Source organism: Streptomyces sp. NPDC015346 (assembly GCF_043078785.1).
Taxonomy (GTDB): domain Bacteria; phylum Actinomycetota; class Actinomycetes; order Streptomycetales; family Streptomycetaceae; genus Streptomyces.
Genome location: NZ_JBIBTW010000004.1, coordinates 401,442 through 417,541, shown reverse-complemented (window position 1 = coordinate 417,541; position 16,100 = coordinate 401,442). Strand labels below are relative to the sequence as shown.

The following is a 16,100-nucleotide window of genomic DNA, read 5'->3' as shown; positions in this document are numbered from 1 at the left end:
CGCGGGGCTCCGACGTGCTTTCTGTTCGACGCAGCGCTCATGAACACGTACACTCACTGCTCGTTGGCCCGCACCGACCACATCTCACGATGCGGTAGGTTGGGGTAGCCACAAAGGGTCGTAGCTCAATTGGTAGAGCACTGGTCTCCAAAACCAGCGGTTGGGGGTTCAAGTCCCTCCGGCCCTGCTACACACACCGCCAGGATGTGTGCGCATGTACGTACTTCAATGCACCGCCGTGCGGATCCACCCGGCACGGCACTGCCATGACCCGGGATCAGGTGAGAAGCGTGACGGACGCCGTGGGCTCCATCGACATGCCTGATGCCGAGGACGAGGCTCCGGACTCGAAGAAGAAGGCCCGCAAGGGCGGCAAACGCGGGAAGAAGGGCCCTCTGGGCCGCCTCGCGCTCTTCTACCGCCAGATCGTCGCGGAACTCCGCAAGGTCGTCTGGCCGACTCGTAGCCAGCTGACGACGTACACCACGGTGGTGATTATCTTCGTCGTCATCATGATCGGCCTCGTAACCGTGATTGACTTGGGCTTCCAGGAAGCAGTCAAGTACGTCTTCGGCTGACTTTTTGTTCCACCCATCTGTATCGCAGGAAGAAGCAGCCACCGTGTCTGACCCGAACCTGAACGACGCCTTCGACGAGGTCGAGGCGCTCGAGGACGAGCTCGACATCGTCGAGGCGGCCGACGAGGACCAGGCTGAGGCTGCTGACGCCGCTGCGGGCGAGGCGGCCGAGGAGGCCGCTCTGCACATCGAGGACGAGTCCGAGGACGACCAGTCCGACGAGGACGAGTCCGGGGTCGAGCAGTCCGACGAGGACACCGACGTCGAGGACACCGACGTCGAGGCCGAGGTCCAGGAGGCCGACGAGGAGCCCGCCGCTCCGGTCGACCCGGTCCAGGCCCTCCGCGACGAGCTCCGCGGCCTGCCCGGCGAGTGGTACGTGATCCACACCTACGCGGGCTACGAGAAGCGCGTGAAGGCCAACCTCGAGCAGCGCGCCGTCTCGCTGAACGTCGAGGAGTTCATCTACCAGGCCGAGGTCCCCGAGGAAGAGATCGTCCAGATCAAGAACGGCGAGCGCAAGAACGTCCGGCAGAACAAGCTGCCCGGTTACGTTCTCGTCCGCATGGATCTGACGAACGAGTCCTGGGGCGTCGTCCGGAACACCCCCGGCGTCACCGGCTTCGTGGGCAACGCCTACGACCCGTACCCGCTGACCCTGGACGAGATCGTCAAGATGCTCGCCCCGGAGGCCGAGGAGAAGGCCGCCCGCGAGGCCGCCGAGGCCGAGGGCAAGCCGGCTCCGGCCCGCAAGGTCGAGGTCCAGGTGCTCGACTTCGAGGTCGGCGACTCGGTCACCGTCACCGACGGTCCCTTCGCCACCCTCCAGGCCACGATCAACGAGATCAACCCCGACTCCAAGAAGGTCAAGGGCCTCGTCGAGATCTTCGGTCGCGAGACCCCGGTCGAGCTCAGCTTCGACCAGATCCAGAAGAACTGACCCTCGACCCTCACAGGTTTCCGACCAGGTCAGAGCGGCTCCTGTAGCCGCTCTGACCTGCTCGGTTTTTAGCCGCAGCTCTATACCCGTTATCGTGGTGCGGTATGCCTCCATCCGGATGACCGGATGGCGGGCTGAACACTCTCACTAGGACCCGGAGAGAGCAATGCCTCCCAAGAAGAAGAAGGTCACGGGGCTTATCAAGCTCCAGATCAACGCCGGTGCGGCCAACCCGGCCCCGCCGGTCGGCCCCGCGCTCGGTCAGCACGGCGTCAACATCATGGAGTTCTGCAAGGCCTACAACGCCGCGACCGAGTCGCAGCGTGGCATGGTCGTGCCGGTGGAGATCACGGTCTACGAGGACCGTTCCTTCACCTTCATCACCAAGACTCCGCCGGCCGCCAAGCTGATCCTCAAGGCCGCAGGTGTGGACAAGGGCTCCGGCGAGCCGCACAAGACCAAGGTCGCCAAGCTCACGGCCGCCCAGGTCCGCGAGATCGCCACGGTCAAGCTGCCCGACCTGAACGCCAACGACCTGGACGCCGCGTCGAAGATCATCGCCGGCACCGCCCGCTCCATGGGCATCACGGTCGAGGGCTGATCAGCCCCCTCGTGACCTCTGTGGCAGGACCAGCGCTGGTCCGCACCACGACTCCACACCTGAACCAAGCAGGAGAAGCAGTGAAGCGCAGCAAGGCACTCCGCGCCGCGGACGCCAAGATCGACCGGGAGCGGACCTACGCCCCCCTCGAGGCCGTCCGTATCGCCAAGGACACCGCCGCCACCAAGTTCGACGGAACCGTCGAGGTCGCCTTCCGCCTGGGTGTCGACCCGCGCAAGGCCGACCAGATGGTCCGTGGCACCGTGAACCTTCCGCACGGCACCGGTAAGACCGCCCGGGTCCTGGTCTTCGCGACCGGTGACCGTGCCGAGGCCGCGATCGCCGCGGGCGCCGACATCGTCGGCTCCGACGAGCTCATCGACGAGATCTCCAAGGGCAACCGCCTGAACGAGTTCGACGCCGTTGTGGCCACCCCGGACCTCATGGGCAAGGTCGGCCGCCTCGGCCGCGTCCTCGGCCCGCGTGGTCTCATGCCGAACCCGAAGACCGGCACCGTCACCCCCGATGTCGCGAAGGCTGTCAACGACATCAAGGGCGGCAAGATCGAGTTCCGCGTCGACAAGCACTCGAACCTGCACTTCATCATCGGCAAGGTCTCCTTCGACGAGACGAAGCTGGTCGAGAACTACGCCGCGGCTCTGGAGGAGATCCTCCGTCTGAAGCCGTCCGCCGCCAAGGGCCGCTACATCAAGAAGGCGACCCTGACGACGACGATGGGCCCCGGCATCCCGCTGGACTCCAACCGCACCCGCAACCTCCTCGTCGAGGAGGACCCGGCGTCGGTCTGAGCCCTGTGACAGGCCCTCCGGGCCTCTCTAAAGGCCCCCTGGGCCGGCTCTGAAACGCCTCGGGCCCCGCACCTCTCCGGAGGAGCGGGGCCCGATTTGCTTGACTCGTACGTGTTCACGTATGGTTCTCCAGAAGCCAAAGACCGCTGGTCGTTGCCGTGCTCTCGTAAGGGACGCGGTGGCCGAAGGATTCGCTGAGAGATGCGAACGACCCGCGCAGGTGATCGTGGAAAGTTCCCGGTTCGTATTCGATTCGGTCGAGCTCAGCCCCGTGCGCCTGCGCCGGGGCGTTTTGTTTTGTTCAGCACCTTCCGAGCGGTCCTCATCACCCGGAAGGAGGCCGACGCTCTATGGCAAGGCCCGACAAGGCTGCCGCGGTAGCCGAGCTCAAGGACAAGTTCCAGAGCTCGAGCGCCGTTGTGCTGACCGAGTACCGGGGTCTCACCGTGGCTCAGCTCAAGACGCTGCGCCGTTCGCTCGGTGAGAACGCCCAGTACGCCGTGGTGAAGAACACGCTGACCAAGATTGCGGCCAACGAGGCCGGGATCACCTCGCTCGACGACCAGTTCACCGGTCCGACGGGCGCTGCCTTCATCACCGGTGACCCGGTGGAGTCGGCGAAGGGTCTTCGTGACTTCGCCAAGGACAACCCGAACCTCATCATCAAGGGCGGTGTCCTTGATGGTAAGGCGCTGTCCGCCGATGAGATCAAGAAGCTCGCGGACCTCGAGTCCCGCGAGGTTCTGCTCTCCAAGCTGGCCGGTGCCTTCAAGGGCAAGCAGTCCCAGACTGCCTCCCTCTTCCAGGCGCTGCCGTCGAAGTTCGTCCGCACCGCGGAGGCGCTTCGCGTCAAGCTCGAAGAGCAGGGCGGTGCCGAGTAACTCGGCTCTCGCATTGATCCGCGTCACCGACGTACGCGGGTCGCAGCGGGCCGAATGTACGCCCGCCTCTCAATACACCCGGCACCTGCCGATTTAGTGGAAGGATCGCCCATCATGGCGAAGCTCTCTCAGGACGACCTCCTCGCCCAGTTCGAGGAGATGACCCTCATCGAGCTCTCCGAGTTCGTCAAGGCCTTCGAGGAGAAGTTCGACGTCACCGCCGCGGCCGTCGCCGTCGCGGGCCCGGCCCAGGGTGGCCCCGCCGCCCCGGTCGAGGAGGAGAAGGACGAGTTCGACGTCATCCTCACCGGTGCCGGCGAGAAGAAGATCCAGGTCATCAAGGTCGTGCGTGAGCTGACCTCCCTCGGCCTGAAGGAGGCCAAGGACCTCGTCGACGGCACCCCGAAGCCGGTCCTCGAGAAGGTCGCCAAGGAGGCCGCGGAGAAGGCTGCCGAGTCCCTCAAGGCCGCCGGCGCCTCCGTCGAGGTCAAGTAAACACCTCGCGAGTCTCCTGACTCGCTCAGGCGCCCCTCAGGCGCCTTCGAAGGGCGATCACCCATCCGGGTGGTCGCCCTTCGGCGTTCGCCCGGCCGGGCGTGGCGCGGGTCTTGCGAGCCGTTCGGAGCGGAGTATGGTGATCTTCGCCGTGCGCCCCGCCGACCGGGGGGCCTTGACGAACCGCACGCAGCGCGCAATTCTCAGGACGCGTCGTCACAACGATCCGTATCCGAGGCATGGATCGACGGCGGAACGGGCAGTATCGAGGTGCGCCGCACGGCGCGAGGTACCGCGGAGTTGAGAACAACGAGGGTTGCGAATTACTCGCCCTGGACATCAGTGGGCCAAGTGGCTACACTGACCCTTTGCGCTGCCTGTTAGCTGCCCCCTGCCCGTCACCAGGGGCATCCCCTCGCACGAGCACGTGGACCGGACCGACCTGACCTGGCCTTTCGGCTCATTCCAGGAACATCCGTCTCCGTGCACCGCTTGGAACCGGTACGCGCGTAGTGAGTCCGAGCCCTCGGAAGGACCCCCTCTTGGCCGCCTCGCGCAACGCCTCGACCAATACGAACAACGGCGCCAGCACCGCCCCGCTGCGCATCTCCTTTGCAAAGATCAAGGAGCCCCTCGAGGTTCCGAACCTCCTCGCGCTGCAGACCGAGAGCTTTGACTGGCTGCTCGGTAACGCCGCCTGGAAGGCTCGCGTCGAGGCAGCTCTCGAGTCGGGACAGGACGTCCCCAGGAAGTCGGGTCTGGAAGAGATCTTCGAGGAGATCTCGCCGATCGAGGACTTCTCCGGGTCGATGTCGCTGACCTTCCGCGACCACCGTTTCGAGCCCCCGAAGAACTCGATCGACGAGTGCAAGGACCGTGACTTCACGTACGGCGCCCCGCTCTTCGTCACCGCCGAGTTCACCAACAACGAGACCGGCGAGATCAAGTCCCAGACGGTCTTCATGGGCGACTTCCCGCTCATGACGAACAAGGGCACCTTCGTCATCAACGGCACCGAGCGTGTCGTGGTCTCGCAGCTCGTCCGCTCGCCGGGCGTCTACTTCGACTCCTCGATCGACAAGACGTCCGACAAGGACATCTTCTCGGCCAAGATCATCCCGTCCCGGGGTGCCTGGCTGGAGATGGAGATCGACAAGCGCGACATGGTCGGTGTCCGCATCGACCGCAAGCGCAAGCAGTCCGTCACCGTCCTTCTGAAGGCTCTCGGCTGGACCACCGAGCAGATCCTGCAGGAGTTCGGCGAGTACGAGTCCATGCGCGCCACCCTGGAGAAGGACCACACCCAGGGCCAGGACGACGCGCTGCTCGACATCTACCGCAAGCTGCGCCCGGGCGAGCCGCCGACCCGCGAGGCCGCTCAGACGCTGCTCGAGAACCTCTACTTCAACCCCAAGCGCTACGACCTCGCCAAGGTCGGCCGCTACAAGGTGAACAAGAAGCTCGGCGCCGATGAGCCGCTGGACGCCGGTGTCCTGACCACCGACGACATCATCGCCACGATCAAGTACCTCGTGAAGCTGCACGCGGGCGAGACCGAGACGATCGGCGAGTCGGGCCGGGAGATCGTCGTCGAGACCGACGACATCGACCACTTCGGCAACCGTCGTCTGCGCAACGTCGGCGAGCTCATCCAGAACCAGGTCCGCACGGGTCTGGCTCGTATGGAGCGCGTCGTGCGTGAGCGCATGACGACCCAGGACGTCGAGGCGATCACGCCGCAGACCCTGATCAACATCCGGCCGGTCGTCGCCTCCATCAAGGAGTTCTTCGGCACCAGCCAGCTGTCGCAGTTCATGGACCAGAACAACCCGCTGTCCGGGCTGACGCACAAGCGTCGTCTGTCCGCGCTCGGCCCGGGTGGTCTCTCCCGTGAGCGGGCCGGCTTCGAGGTCCGTGACGTGCACCCGTCCCACTACGGACGCATGTGCCCGATCGAGACCCCCGAAGGCCCGAACATCGGTCTGATCGGTTCGCTCGCCTCGTACGGCCGCGTCAACGCGTTCGGCTTCATCGAGACGCCGTACCGCAAGGTCGTCGACGGTCAGGTCACCGACGAGGTCGACTACATCACGGCCGACGAGGAAGACCGCTACGTCATCGCCCAGGCGAACGCGACCCTCAGCGACGAGCTGCGCTTCACCGAGCCGCGCGTCCTGGTCCGCCGCCGTGGCGGCGAGGTCGACTACGTCCCGCCGACCGAGGTCGACTACATGGACGTCTCGCCGCGCCAGATGGTGTCGGTCGCGACGGCCATGATTCCCTTCCTCGAGCACGACGACGCCAACCGTGCCCTCATGGGCGCGAACATGATGCGTCAGGCGGTGCCGCTGATTAAGTCGGAGGCCCCGCTCGTCGGTACCGGCATGGAGTACCGCTGTGCCACGGACGCCGGCGACGTCATCAAGGCGGAGAAGGACGGTGTGATCCAGGAGGTCTCGGCCGACTACATCACCGTCACCAACGACGACGGCACGTACACCACGTACCGCATCGCCAAGTTCTCCCGCTCGAACCAGGGCACCTCGGTCAACCAGAAGGTCATCGTCTCCGAGGGTGACCGGGTCGTCGAGGGCCAGGTCCTCGCCGACGGTCCGGCCACCGAGAACGGTGAGATGGCGCTCGGCAAGAACCTGCTGGTCGCGTTCATGCCGTGGGAGGGTCACAACTACGAGGACGCGATCATCCTGTCGCAGCGCCTCGTGCAGGACGACGTCCTCTCCTCGATCCACATCGAGGAGCACGAGGTCGACGCCCGTGACACCAAGCTCGGCCCGGAGGAGATCACCCGGGACATCCCGAACGTCTCCGAGGAGGTCCTCGCCGACCTCGACGAGCGCGGCATCATCCGTATCGGTGCCGAGGTCGTCGCCGGCGACATCCTCGTCGGCAAGGTCACGCCCAAGGGTGAGACCGAGCTGACCCCGGAGGAGCGCCTGCTCCGCGCGATCTTCGGCGAGAAGGCCCGTGAGGTCCGTGACACCTCGCTGAAGGTGCCGCACGGCGAGACCGGCAAGGTCATCGGCGTCCGCGTCTTCGACCGCGAGGAGGGCGACGAGCTTCCCCCGGGCGTGAACCAGCTGGTCCGCGTCTACGTCGCCCAGAAGCGCAAGATCACCGACGGTGACAAGCTCGCCGGCCGTCACGGCAACAAGGGTGTTATTTCGAAGATCCTTCCCATCGAGGACATGCCGTTCCTCGAGGACGGGACTCCGGTCGACATCATCCTCAACCCGCTGGGTGTCCCGTCCCGAATGAACCCGGGACAGGTCCTGGAGATCCACCTCGGCTGGCTCGCCAGCCGCGGCTGGGACGTCTCCGGCCTCGCGGACGAGTGGGCGCAGCGCCTCCAGGCGATCGGCGCCGACAAGGTGGAGCCCGGCACGAACGTCGCCACCCCCGTCTTCGACGGTGCGCGTGAGGACGAGCTGGCCGGTCTGCTCCAGCACACCATCCCGAACCGCGACGGGGACCGGATGGTCCTCCCGACCGGTAAGGCGCGCCTGTTCGACGGCCGCTCCGGCGAGCCGTTCCCGGACCCGATCTCGGTCGGGTACATGTACATCCTCAAGCTCCACCACCTGGTCGACGACAAGCTGCACGCCCGTTCGACCGGTCCGTACTCGATGATCACCCAGCAGCCGCTGGGTGGTAAGGCCCAGTTCGGTGGCCAGCGCTTCGGTGAGATGGAGGTGTGGGCGCTGGAGGCATACGGCGCCGCGTACGCCCTCCAGGAGCTGCTGACGATCAAGTCCGACGACGTGACCGGCCGCGTGAAGGTCTACGAGGCCATCGTCAAGGGCGAGAACATCCCTGAGCCCGGCATCCCCGAGTCCTTCAAGGTGCTCATCAAGGAGATGCAGTCCCTGTGCCTCAACGTGGAGGTGCTGTCCTCGGACGGCATGTCCATCGAGATGCGCGACACCGACGAGGACGTCTTCCGCGCAGCGGAGGAGCTCGGTATCGACCTGTCCCGGCGCGAGCCGAGCAGCGTCGAAGAGGTCTGACGGGAGTCCGGCCGGGGCACCAGCGATGGTTCCCCGGCCGGCCCCAGGACCCCCGTATCAGACCCCTAAGACTTACAACCCTGAGAGGGATTGACGCATAGTGCTCGACGTCAACTTCTTCGATGAGCTCCGGATCGGTCTGGCCACCGCTGACGACATCCGTCAGTGGAGCCACGGCGAGGTCAAGAAGCCCGAGACCATCAACTACCGCACCCTGAAGCCCGAGAAGGACGGACTCTTCTGCGAGAAGATCTTCGGTCCGACCCGGGACTGGGAGTGCTACTGCGGCAAGTACAAGCGTGTCCGCTTCAAGGGCATCATCTGTGAGCGGTGTGGCGTCGAGGTCACCCGCGCCAAGGTGCGTCGTGAGCGGATGGGCCACATCGAGCTCGCCGCTCCCGTCACCCACATCTGGTACTTCAAGGGCGTCCCGTCGCGCCTTGGCTACCTGCTCGACCTCGCGCCGAAGGACCTCGAGAAGGTCATCTACTTCGCCGCGTACATGATCACGTTCGTCGACGACGAGCGCCGCACGCGTGACCTGCCGTCGCTGGAGGCCCACGTCTCCGTCGAGCGTCAGCAGATCGAGAACCGCCGCGACTCCGACCTGGAGGCCCGCGCCAAGAAGCTCGAGACCGACCTGGCCGAGCTCGAGGCCGAGGGTGCCAAGGCCGACGTGCGCCGCAAGGTGCGCGAGGGCGCCGAGCGTGAGATGAAGCAGCTGCGCGACCGTGCGCAGCGCGAGATCGACCGTCTCGACGAGGTCTGGACCCGCTTCAAGAACCTCAAGGTCCAGGACCTGGAGGGCGACGAGCTCCTCTACCGCGAGCTGCGTGACCGCTTCGGCACGTACTTCGACGGTTCGATGGGCGCGGCCGCTCTGCAGAAGCGCCTGGAGTCCTTCGACCTCGAGGAGGAGGCCGAGCGCCTCCGCGAGATCATCCGTACCGGCAAGGGCCAGAAGAAGACCCGTGCGCTCAAGCGCCTCAAGGTCGTCTCCGCGTTCCTGCAGACCGCGAACAGCCCCAAGGGCATGGTTCTCGACTGCGTGCCGGTGATCCCGCCGGACCTGCGTCCGATGGTGCAGCTGGACGGTGGCCGCTTCGCGACCTCCGACCTCAACGACCTGTACCGCCGTGTGATCAACCGCAACAACCGTCTGAAGCGTCTGCTCGACCTCGGTGCCCCCGAGATCATCGTGAACAACGAGAAGCGGATGCTCCAGGAGGCGGTCGACGCCCTCTTCGACAACGGCCGTCGCGGTCGCCCGGTCACGGGCCCCGGCAACCGTCCGCTGAAGTCCCTCAGCGACATGCTGAAGGGCAAGCAGGGTCGATTCCGTCAGAACCTGCTCGGTAAGCGTGTGGACTACTCCGCGCGTTCCGTCATCGTCGTCGGTCCGCAGCTGAAGCTGCACCAGTGCGGTCTGCCCAAGGCCATGGCCCTGGAGCTCTTCAAGCCGTTCGTGATGAAGCGCCTGGTCGACCTGAACCACGCGCAGAACATCAAGAGCGCCAAGCGGATGGTCGAGCGCGGCCGCACGGTCGTGTACGACGTCCTCGAAGAGGTCATCGCCGAGCACCCGGTTCTCCTGAACCGTGCGCCCACGCTGCACCGCCTCGGCATCCAGGCCTTCGAGCCCCAGCTGGTCGAGGGCAAGGCCATCCAGATCCACCCGCTCGTCTGCACCGCGTTCAACGCGGACTTCGACGGTGACCAGATGGCCGTGCACCTGCCGCTCTCCGCGGAGGCGCAGGCCGAGGCCCGCATCCTGATGCTGTCCTCGAACAACATCCTCAAGCCGGCCGACGGCCGTCCGGTCACGATGCCGACCCAGGACATGGTCCTCGGTCTGTTCTTCCTGACCACCGACGGTGAGCTGCGTGACACCAAGGGCGAGGGCCGCGCGTTCGGCTCCACGGCCGAGGCGATCATGGCGTTCGACGCCGGTGAGCTGGCGCTGCAGTCGCAGATCGACATCCGCTTCCCGATCGGCACCGTTCCTCCGCGCGGCTGGGTTCCCCCGGTCGCCGAGGAGGGCGAGCCGCAGTGGCAGCAGGGTGACTCGTTCCGGCTGCGGACCTCGCTGGGCCGCGCGCTCTTCAACGAGCTGCTGCCCGAGGACTACCCGTTCGTCGACTACTCCGTCGGCAAGAAGCAGCTCTCCGAGATCGTCAACGACCTCGCCGAGCGCTACCCCAAGGTCATCGTGGCGGCGACGCTCGACAACCTGAAGGCGGCGGGCTTCTACTGGGCGACCCGTTCCGGCGTCACCGTGGCCATCTCCGACGTCGTCGTTCCCGAGGCGAAGAAGGAGATCGTCAAGGGCTACGAGGCGCTGGACGAGAAGGTCCAGAAGCAGTACGAGCGCGGTCTCATCACCAAGGAAGAGCGCACTCAGGAGCTCATCGCGATCTGGACCAAGGCGACCAACGAGGTTGCCGAGGCCATGAACGAGAACTTCCCCAAGACGAACCCCATCTTCATGATGGTTGACTCGGGTGCCCGAGGAAACATGATGCAGATGCGGCAGATCGCCGGTATGCGTGGTCTGGTGTCGAACGCCAAGAACGAGACGATCCCGCGTCCCATCAAGGCGTCCTTCCGTGAGGGTCTCTCCGTCCTCGAGTACTTCATCTCGACGCACGGTGCCCGTAAGGGTCTGGCCGACACCGCCCTGCGTACCGCCGACTCGGGTTACCTGACCCGTCGTCTGGTGGACGTCTCGCAGGACGTGATCATCCGCGAGGAGGACTGCGGCACCGAGCGCGGTCTGAAGCTGCGGATCGCCGAGAAGGGTGCCGACGGCATCCTGCGGAAGACGGACGACGTCGAGACCTCCGTGTACGCGCGGATGCTCGCCGAGGACGTCGTCGTGGACGGCAAGGTCATCGCGCCGGCCAACGTCGACCTGGGTGACGTGCTCATCGACGCCCTGGTCAACGCGGGTGTCGAGGAGGTCAAGACCCGCTCGGTCCTGACCTGTGAGTCCGCGGTCGGCACCTGTGCCTTCTGCTACGGACGCTCGCTGGCCACCGGCAAGCTGGTCGACATCGGTGAGGCCGTCGGCATCATCGCGGCCCAGTCCATCGGTGAGCCCGGTACCCAGCTGACGATGCGTACCTTCCACACCGGTGGTGTGGCCGGTGACGACATCACCCAGGGTCTGCCCCGTGTCGTCGAGCTCTTCGAGGCTCGTCAGCCCAAGGGTGTCGCCCCGATCTCGGAGGCGGCCGGCCGCGTCCGTATCGAGGAGACCGAGAAGACCAAGAAGATCGTCGTCACCCCGGACGACGGCAGCGACGAGACGGCGTTCCCGATCTCGAAGCGTGCCCGTCTGCTGGTGGGCGAGGGCGACCACGTCGAGGTGGGCCAGAAGCTCACCGTGGGTGCCACCAACCCGCACGACGTGCTGCGGATCCTCGGTCAGCGCGCGGTCCAGGTCCACCTGGTCGGCGAGGTCCAGAAGGTCTACAACTCGCAGGGTGTGTCGATCCACGACAAGCACATCGAGATCATCATCCGGCAGATGCTGCGCCGTGTGACGATCATCGAGTCCGGCGACGCGGAGCTGCTGCCGGGCGAGCTCGTCGAGCGCTCGAAGTTCGAGACCGAGAACCGTCGGGTCGTGACGGAGGGTGGCCACCCGGCCTCCGGCCGTCCGCAGCTGATGGGTATCACCAAGGCCTCGCTCGCCACCGAGTCGTGGCTGTCGGCGGCGTCCTTCCAGGAGACGACCAGGGTTCTGACCGACGCGGCGATCAACGCCAAGTCGGACTCCCTGATCGGCCTCAAGGAGAACGTCATCATCGGTAAGCTCATCCCGGCCGGTACGGGCCTGTCCCGCTACCGCAACATCCGGGTCGAGCCGACCGAGGAGGCCAAGGCCGCGATGTACTCGGCCGTCGGCTACGACGACATCGACTACTCGCCGTTCGGCACCGGCTCCGGCCAGGCCGTCCCGCTGGAGGACTACGACTACGGTCCGTACAACCAGTAAGTAGATCGAAACCGAAGGGCGGTCACCCCGTGGGGTGGCCGCCCTTCGGCGTCTTTGGAACTAGCTCTGGAACTGTCTCTGGGGCTGTCTCTGGAACTGAGGGGCTACCGCCCCGCCAGCTCCCAGACCGCGAGCATCAGACCCGCGCTCGCCGTCAGCGCGGCGATGCTGGCCAGGGGCCAGCGGGCGCGCTCCAGGGCGTCGAGGCGGGTCTCCATGTCGGCGAGCTGCTTGTCGGTCTGGTCGCTGCGCTGCACGAGCAGCGCGAGCGAGCCGTCGACGCGGGCGAAGCCGGCCTCCAGGGTGCCGCGCAGCCGTTCCAGTTCGAGCGCGACGGTGACCGGGTCGTGCTGATCAGAGTCGGTCATCGGCACCGCCCGGGGAGCCGCTGCGCAGCCACGCCGGCAGCAGGTTCTGGACACCGGGGACGGCCATGACACGGGTCAGACCGCCGGCCACGGCCAGGGCGGCGGCGACCCAGGGGAGGGTCGCGGGGATGCCGGAGGCATCGACGATCGCGGGGAGCACGACGGCGATACCGACGGCGGACTGCAGGACGGTACGGGCCGTGCGCCTGGCGGCGTCGGACATGGGGACTCCTTTACGTGGGGTACGGGGGCCTTTACTTGGTGTACGGGACCTTGAGCGCGTTCCAGGACATGAGGCCCGGCCAGCCGTCGGCGTCGGAGCCGCTGAAGCCGAGCTTGCGCTGCCACGCGGCGTACGACTGCCGGTCGGCCTCCGACCAGCGCGGACCGGGGCCGACCCGGTAGCGGCCGCAGCCCTCGGCCATCAGCCGGCGGCCCATCGCGGTGATGATCGGCGAGCTGGGGTTGTTCTTGAAGAACGACGTGCCGGGGAAGGGCTGGTAGCGCGGGGCGGCCGGCTTGGCGGGGGCGGTCGTGCCCTTCGAGGGGGCGGCGCCGAGCCGCTTCTGGACCCGCTCGCGCATGACCGGCATGGCGAAGCCGCGGGGGTCGCTCTTCCAGTCGGACCACTCCAGGTGCCCGATGACGGACTTGGCGCCCCAGCTGTGGGCCCGGCAGAGCGCGGCGGAGGCCCGCTCGATGGCTTCGAGCTGGGCGGCCGGCCAGGGGTCGGTGCCGTTGCCGAGGTTGACGCACTCGAAGCCGTAGAAGCGGGAGTTGCCGTCGACGGCGCCGGAGCTTCCCTGGTGCTCGCGGGGGGCGGGCGGCCGGTCCCCGTACGTCTCGGTGATCACGGCCTGGAGGACGGAGGGGTCGCCGCCGCCGGCGTGGTTGGCGCGGCCGCTGCCGACGAGGTGGACGGTGCCGTCCTTGGCGATCACGCCGTGGCAGAGGGGGCCCGGCAGACCGGCGTACCCGTTGTAGCAGAGCTCGACGGACTGGCTGGTGCCGCTGGAGACGGTGTGGTGGATCATCACACCGACCACCGGGCCCCAGGCGCCCGCCTGGTTGCGGTGGTGGGTGCGCCAGCCGTCGTGCTCGACGACCTTGACGCCTTCGGCGCGGAGCGCGGCGACGAGCCGGTCCGCGGAGAGGGGAGTGGCCATCTGGTGTCCTCCAGAAATGGGAAAGGCCCGCACGGGGGCGGGCGTACGAGGGTGGGCGGTGGCCTTGGCGGGCTACTCGGCCGGGGGCTCGGGGGCCTCCGGGGCCGGGTCCGGGGTGGGCTCCGGGGCCGGTTCCGGCGCCCAGGTCGCGCACAGTGCGGCGTAGGCGGCCCGGCGGTTCTCGAAGTCGGCGAGGGCGGCGGTCACGGCGCGCTCGACGGCGGTCGGGTCGGGCACGATCGGGTTGCCGCCCTGGCCGTGGACGATGACCATGCCGGAGCCCCGCAGGGCGGCATCCGCATCGCCGGTCTCGGTGACCTGGGCGGTGACGTACACCTGCGGGTACTCGCCCGTCATCGGGTCCCGTTCCAGGGTGCCTCCGATGCTGTTGTCGAAGACGCGTACGTCGAGGGTGTGGCCCGTCTCGGTGACGGTGGCGCGGCCCGCGTAGTCGATGGCCACGCCCCAGGGCTGTGTGGGGTCGATGTTCATGGTGGGCTCCTCGTCGGGGCGGGTCAGGTCTGGGTGCCGTACATCAGGACGGGCTGGGCGTAGACCGTGCCGCCGCTGGCCAGGGCGTGGATCTCGACGGTCATCACCTTGCCGAACTTGGTCGGGAAGTCGACGGGCAGCAGGCCGGTGTGGTCGAAGGTCGAGCCGGCGGTGACCGTCGGGCCGAACTGCTGGCCGTCGACGAGGACCTTCACCTGGCCGGTGACCCCGGTGCCGGAGACCTTCGTGTAGACCGTCATCCGCATCTTCGGCTGCCAGACCGGGTTGAAGGACTGGGCGATGCTGGTGAAGGCGGCGCTGGTGGTGGACGGCCACCGGGTGTGGTTCATGTCCATCGGGGGCATCAGCTGCAGCCAGGGCCGGGCGAGACCGCCGGTCAGGATGTCGTCCGCGAAGATCTCGTGGTTGTAGCCGTCGAAGATCCGGATGACGGGCCTGGTCGTGCCCGGTGCGCTGCCGCCCATCAGCAGGACGGGCGAGGTGGTGTTGTCGTTGTTGGTCCGGTTGACCGTGAACTGGCCGTTGGTGACCTGGTTCTGGGCCGGACGGGTGTTGACGGCGGTGGAGAGCGCCTTGAGCCGGCGCTCCATCTGGTTCAGCCGGTCGATGATGTCCTCGGGCAGCTGGGGCATCAGGCCTCCTCAAGGTAGAGCTCGGCGGTGTCGGGGCGGCCGCGCTCCTGGGGGGTGACCTTGACGCCGATGATGCGGTAGCGGGCGTCGAGGCCGTCCGCGAACCACTCGTCGGTGATCCGGACGCGGGCCACGCGCCCCAGGAGCGCCGGCGGGACGATCCCGCCGAGGCGGATGCTGATCGCCGGGATGACCACGGCGCCGCGCGCCTGGCCGAGTTCCGCGGCGGCCAGGGAGTCGAGCGTGAGCTGATCCGTGACCTCGTTGTGGTCCGAGGACAGGTCGATCAGCGGCCAGCCGTCGGCGAGCAGGTCGGTGGCCACCTGCTCGCGGGAGACGAGCGGCCGGGACTCGGCGGCGGCGTTGCTGTTGGTGGACGCGCCGCGGGCCAGGGCGGTGGTGCCGCCACGGGTCGCGTCCCAGGGGAAGGAGTACGACAGGATCGCGCCCGGCCGGTCGAAGATGAGGTCAGTGGCGCCGGTACGGATCTGGGGCGAGCCGAGCCGCAGCTGCCGGATGCGCCTGCCGGTGACCGGGTCCCGGTACACCAGGATCTGGTGCTCGAATCCGTCCCGCAGGGCGGCGAGCTGGTCCAGCGCCTCCAGGTAGACGGTCTCGTCGCCGGGGCGCCAGCTGACGGTCCGCTTGACCTCGGAGGCCTCCTCCCCGAACTCGATCTGGAAGCCGCCCCTCGTCAGCTCGGTCCACAGCCCGCGGGCGATGTCCAACTGCTCGGTGTCGGTGTACTTGATCTCGGTGCGGATGCGCCGCCGGCCCGCGTACGAGTCGAAGGTCGCGGCCTGGAGGGAGAGGGTCAGTACCCCGCGTCCGCTGGACTGCAGGGTGCTGGTCCAGACGATGCCGCCCCACCACAGGTCGCCGCCGCGCTCCAGGTAGACCGCGGTGCGGCCTTCGCGGACCTTCTTGACCCGGTCGGCGATCTCCTTGTTCGGGATGGGGATGGTGCCGGACATGGAGCCGGCCTTGCCGATGTAGTCGTCGAAGGAGACGTCCCGCAGAGGCAGGATGTCGAGTGTCTGGTCGGTGATCAGATCGCAGAAGATCGCCCGGTAGGGCGTGTCGAGACTCATG

The 16,100-nt window shown here is 67.2% G+C and carries 14 protein-coding genes and 1 tRNA gene; 9 read left to right on the top strand and 6 right to left on the bottom strand.

Features of this window, described 5'->3' with window-relative positions:
* The first annotated feature begins 114 nt into the window (after window positions 1–114).
* From ACF06X_RS17055 to ACF06X_RS17015, 9 genes are all read left to right on the top strand, one after another.
* A tRNA-Trp gene (locus ACF06X_RS17055) sits at window positions 115–187 on the top strand.
* A gap of 103 nt (window positions 188–290) precedes the next feature.
* The gene (secE, locus tag ACF06X_RS17050) at window positions 291–578 is read left to right on the top strand and encodes a preprotein translocase subunit SecE (RefSeq protein WP_392288056.1); all 288 of its coding nucleotides are present in this window, start codon (window positions 291–293) and stop codon (window positions 576–578) included.
* A 43-nt stretch (window positions 579–621) separates the two neighbouring features.
* Window positions 622–1,518, top strand: a complete 897-nt coding sequence (gene nusG / locus ACF06X_RS17045) for a transcription termination/antitermination protein NusG (protein WP_392288055.1) — start codon at window positions 622–624, stop codon at window positions 1,516–1,518.
* A 166-nt stretch (window positions 1,519–1,684) separates the two neighbouring features.
* Entirely contained in the window at window positions 1,685–2,119 is a 435-nt protein-coding gene (gene rplK / locus ACF06X_RS17040) for a 50S ribosomal protein L11 (RefSeq protein WP_030318720.1), read from the top strand.
* A gap of 80 nt (window positions 2,120–2,199) precedes the next feature.
* The gene (gene rplA / locus ACF06X_RS17035; protein ID WP_392288054.1) at window positions 2,200–2,928 is read left to right on the top strand and encodes a 50S ribosomal protein L1; all 729 of its coding nucleotides are present in this window, start codon (window positions 2,200–2,202) and stop codon (window positions 2,926–2,928) included.
* A gap of 350 nt (window positions 2,929–3,278) precedes the next feature.
* Complete coding sequence (rplJ, locus tag ACF06X_RS17030) at window positions 3,279–3,809, top strand: 50S ribosomal protein L10 (protein WP_158989351.1); 531 nt, start codon at window positions 3,279–3,281, stop codon at window positions 3,807–3,809.
* A 114-nt stretch (window positions 3,810–3,923) separates the two neighbouring features.
* Window positions 3,924–4,304 (top strand): 50S ribosomal protein L7/L12, encoded by a 381-nt coding sequence (gene rplL / locus ACF06X_RS17025; protein WP_392288053.1) that lies wholly within the window; start codon window positions 3,924–3,926, stop codon window positions 4,302–4,304.
* Between the two features lie 542 nt (window positions 4,305–4,846).
* Window positions 4,847–8,329 (top strand): DNA-directed RNA polymerase subunit beta, encoded by a 3,483-nt coding sequence (gene rpoB / locus ACF06X_RS17020; protein WP_392288052.1) that lies wholly within the window; start codon window positions 4,847–4,849, stop codon window positions 8,327–8,329.
* A 100-nt stretch (window positions 8,330–8,429) separates the two neighbouring features.
* Complete coding sequence (locus ACF06X_RS17015) at window positions 8,430–12,329, top strand: DNA-directed RNA polymerase subunit beta' (protein ID WP_158989355.1); 3,900 nt, start codon at window positions 8,430–8,432, stop codon at window positions 12,327–12,329.
* 104 nt (window positions 12,330–12,433) lie between these two features.
* Here ACF06X_RS17015 and ACF06X_RS17010 read toward each other — a convergent pair whose 3' ends face one another.
* The 6 genes from ACF06X_RS17010 to ACF06X_RS16985 all read right to left on the bottom strand — a co-directional run bounded on the left by ACF06X_RS17010 (window position 12,434) and on the right by ACF06X_RS16985 (window position 16,099).
* Window positions 12,434–12,697: a hypothetical protein gene (locus ACF06X_RS17010; RefSeq protein ID WP_392288051.1), complete on the bottom strand. Its 264-nt coding sequence runs from the start codon at window positions 12,695–12,697 to the stop codon at window positions 12,434–12,436.
* Window positions 12,684–12,920 carry a hypothetical protein gene (locus ACF06X_RS17005; RefSeq protein WP_392288050.1) on the bottom strand — a complete coding sequence of 79 codons (237 nt, stop codon included), beginning with the start codon at window positions 12,918–12,920 and terminating at the stop codon, window positions 12,684–12,686. The genes ACF06X_RS17010 and ACF06X_RS17005 overlap by 14 nt, the downstream gene beginning before the upstream one ends.
* A 31-nt stretch (window positions 12,921–12,951) precedes the next feature.
* Entirely contained in the window at window positions 12,952–13,863 is a 912-nt protein-coding gene (locus tag ACF06X_RS17000; RefSeq protein WP_392288049.1) for a peptidoglycan-binding protein, read from the bottom strand.
* 72 nt (window positions 13,864–13,935) lie between these two features.
* The gene (locus ACF06X_RS16995) at window positions 13,936–14,355 is read right to left on the bottom strand and encodes an ATP-binding protein (RefSeq protein ID WP_392288048.1); all 420 of its coding nucleotides are present in this window, start codon (window positions 14,353–14,355) and stop codon (window positions 13,936–13,938) included.
* Window positions 14,356–14,378: 23 nt separating this feature from the next.
* On the bottom strand, window positions 14,379–15,008 hold the full coding sequence (locus tag ACF06X_RS16990) for a hypothetical protein (protein ID WP_392288047.1): 630 nt from the start codon (window positions 15,006–15,008) through the stop codon (window positions 14,379–14,381).
* A complete protein-coding gene (locus ACF06X_RS16985) occupies window positions 15,008–16,099 on the bottom strand; it encodes a hypothetical protein (RefSeq protein WP_392288046.1) in 1,092 nt (363 codons plus the stop codon). The genes ACF06X_RS16990 and ACF06X_RS16985 overlap by 1 nt, the downstream gene beginning before the upstream one ends.
* Window position 16,100 lies beyond the last annotated feature (1 nt).

What these genes read in the sequence shown, in the direction of transcription:
- rplK (WP_030318720.1), top strand. Translation starts at nt 1,685, where the DNA reads ATGCCTCCCAAGAAGAAGAAGGTCACGGGGCTTATCAAGCTCCAGATC.
- rplJ (WP_158989351.1), top strand. Translation starts at nt 3,279, where the DNA reads ATGGCAAGGCCCGACAAGGCTGCCGCGGTAGCCGAGCTCAAGGACAAG.
- rplL (WP_392288053.1), top strand. Translation starts at nt 3,924, where the DNA reads ATGGCGAAGCTCTCTCAGGACGACCTCCTCGCCCAGTTCGAGGAGATG.
- ACF06X_RS17010 (WP_392288051.1), bottom strand. Translation starts at nt 12,697, where the DNA reads ATGACCGACTCTGATCAGCACGACCCGGTCACCGTCGCGCTCGAACTG.
- ACF06X_RS17005 (WP_392288050.1), bottom strand. Translation starts at nt 12,920, where the DNA reads ATGTCCGACGCCGCCAGGCGCACGGCCCGTACCGTCCTGCAGTCCGCC.
- ACF06X_RS17000 (WP_392288049.1), bottom strand. Translation starts at nt 13,863, where the DNA reads ATGGCCACTCCCCTCTCCGCGGACCGGCTCGTCGCCGCGCTCCGCGCC.
- ACF06X_RS16995 (WP_392288048.1), bottom strand. Translation starts at nt 14,355, where the DNA reads ATGAACATCGACCCCACACAGCCCTGGGGCGTGGCCATCGACTACGCG.
- ACF06X_RS16990 (WP_392288047.1), bottom strand. Translation starts at nt 15,008, where the DNA reads ATGCCCCAGCTGCCCGAGGACATCATCGACCGGCTGAACCAGATGGAG.
- ACF06X_RS16985 (WP_392288046.1), bottom strand. Translation starts at nt 16,099, where the DNA reads ATGAGTCTCGACACGCCCTACCGGGCGATCTTCTGCGATCTGATCACC.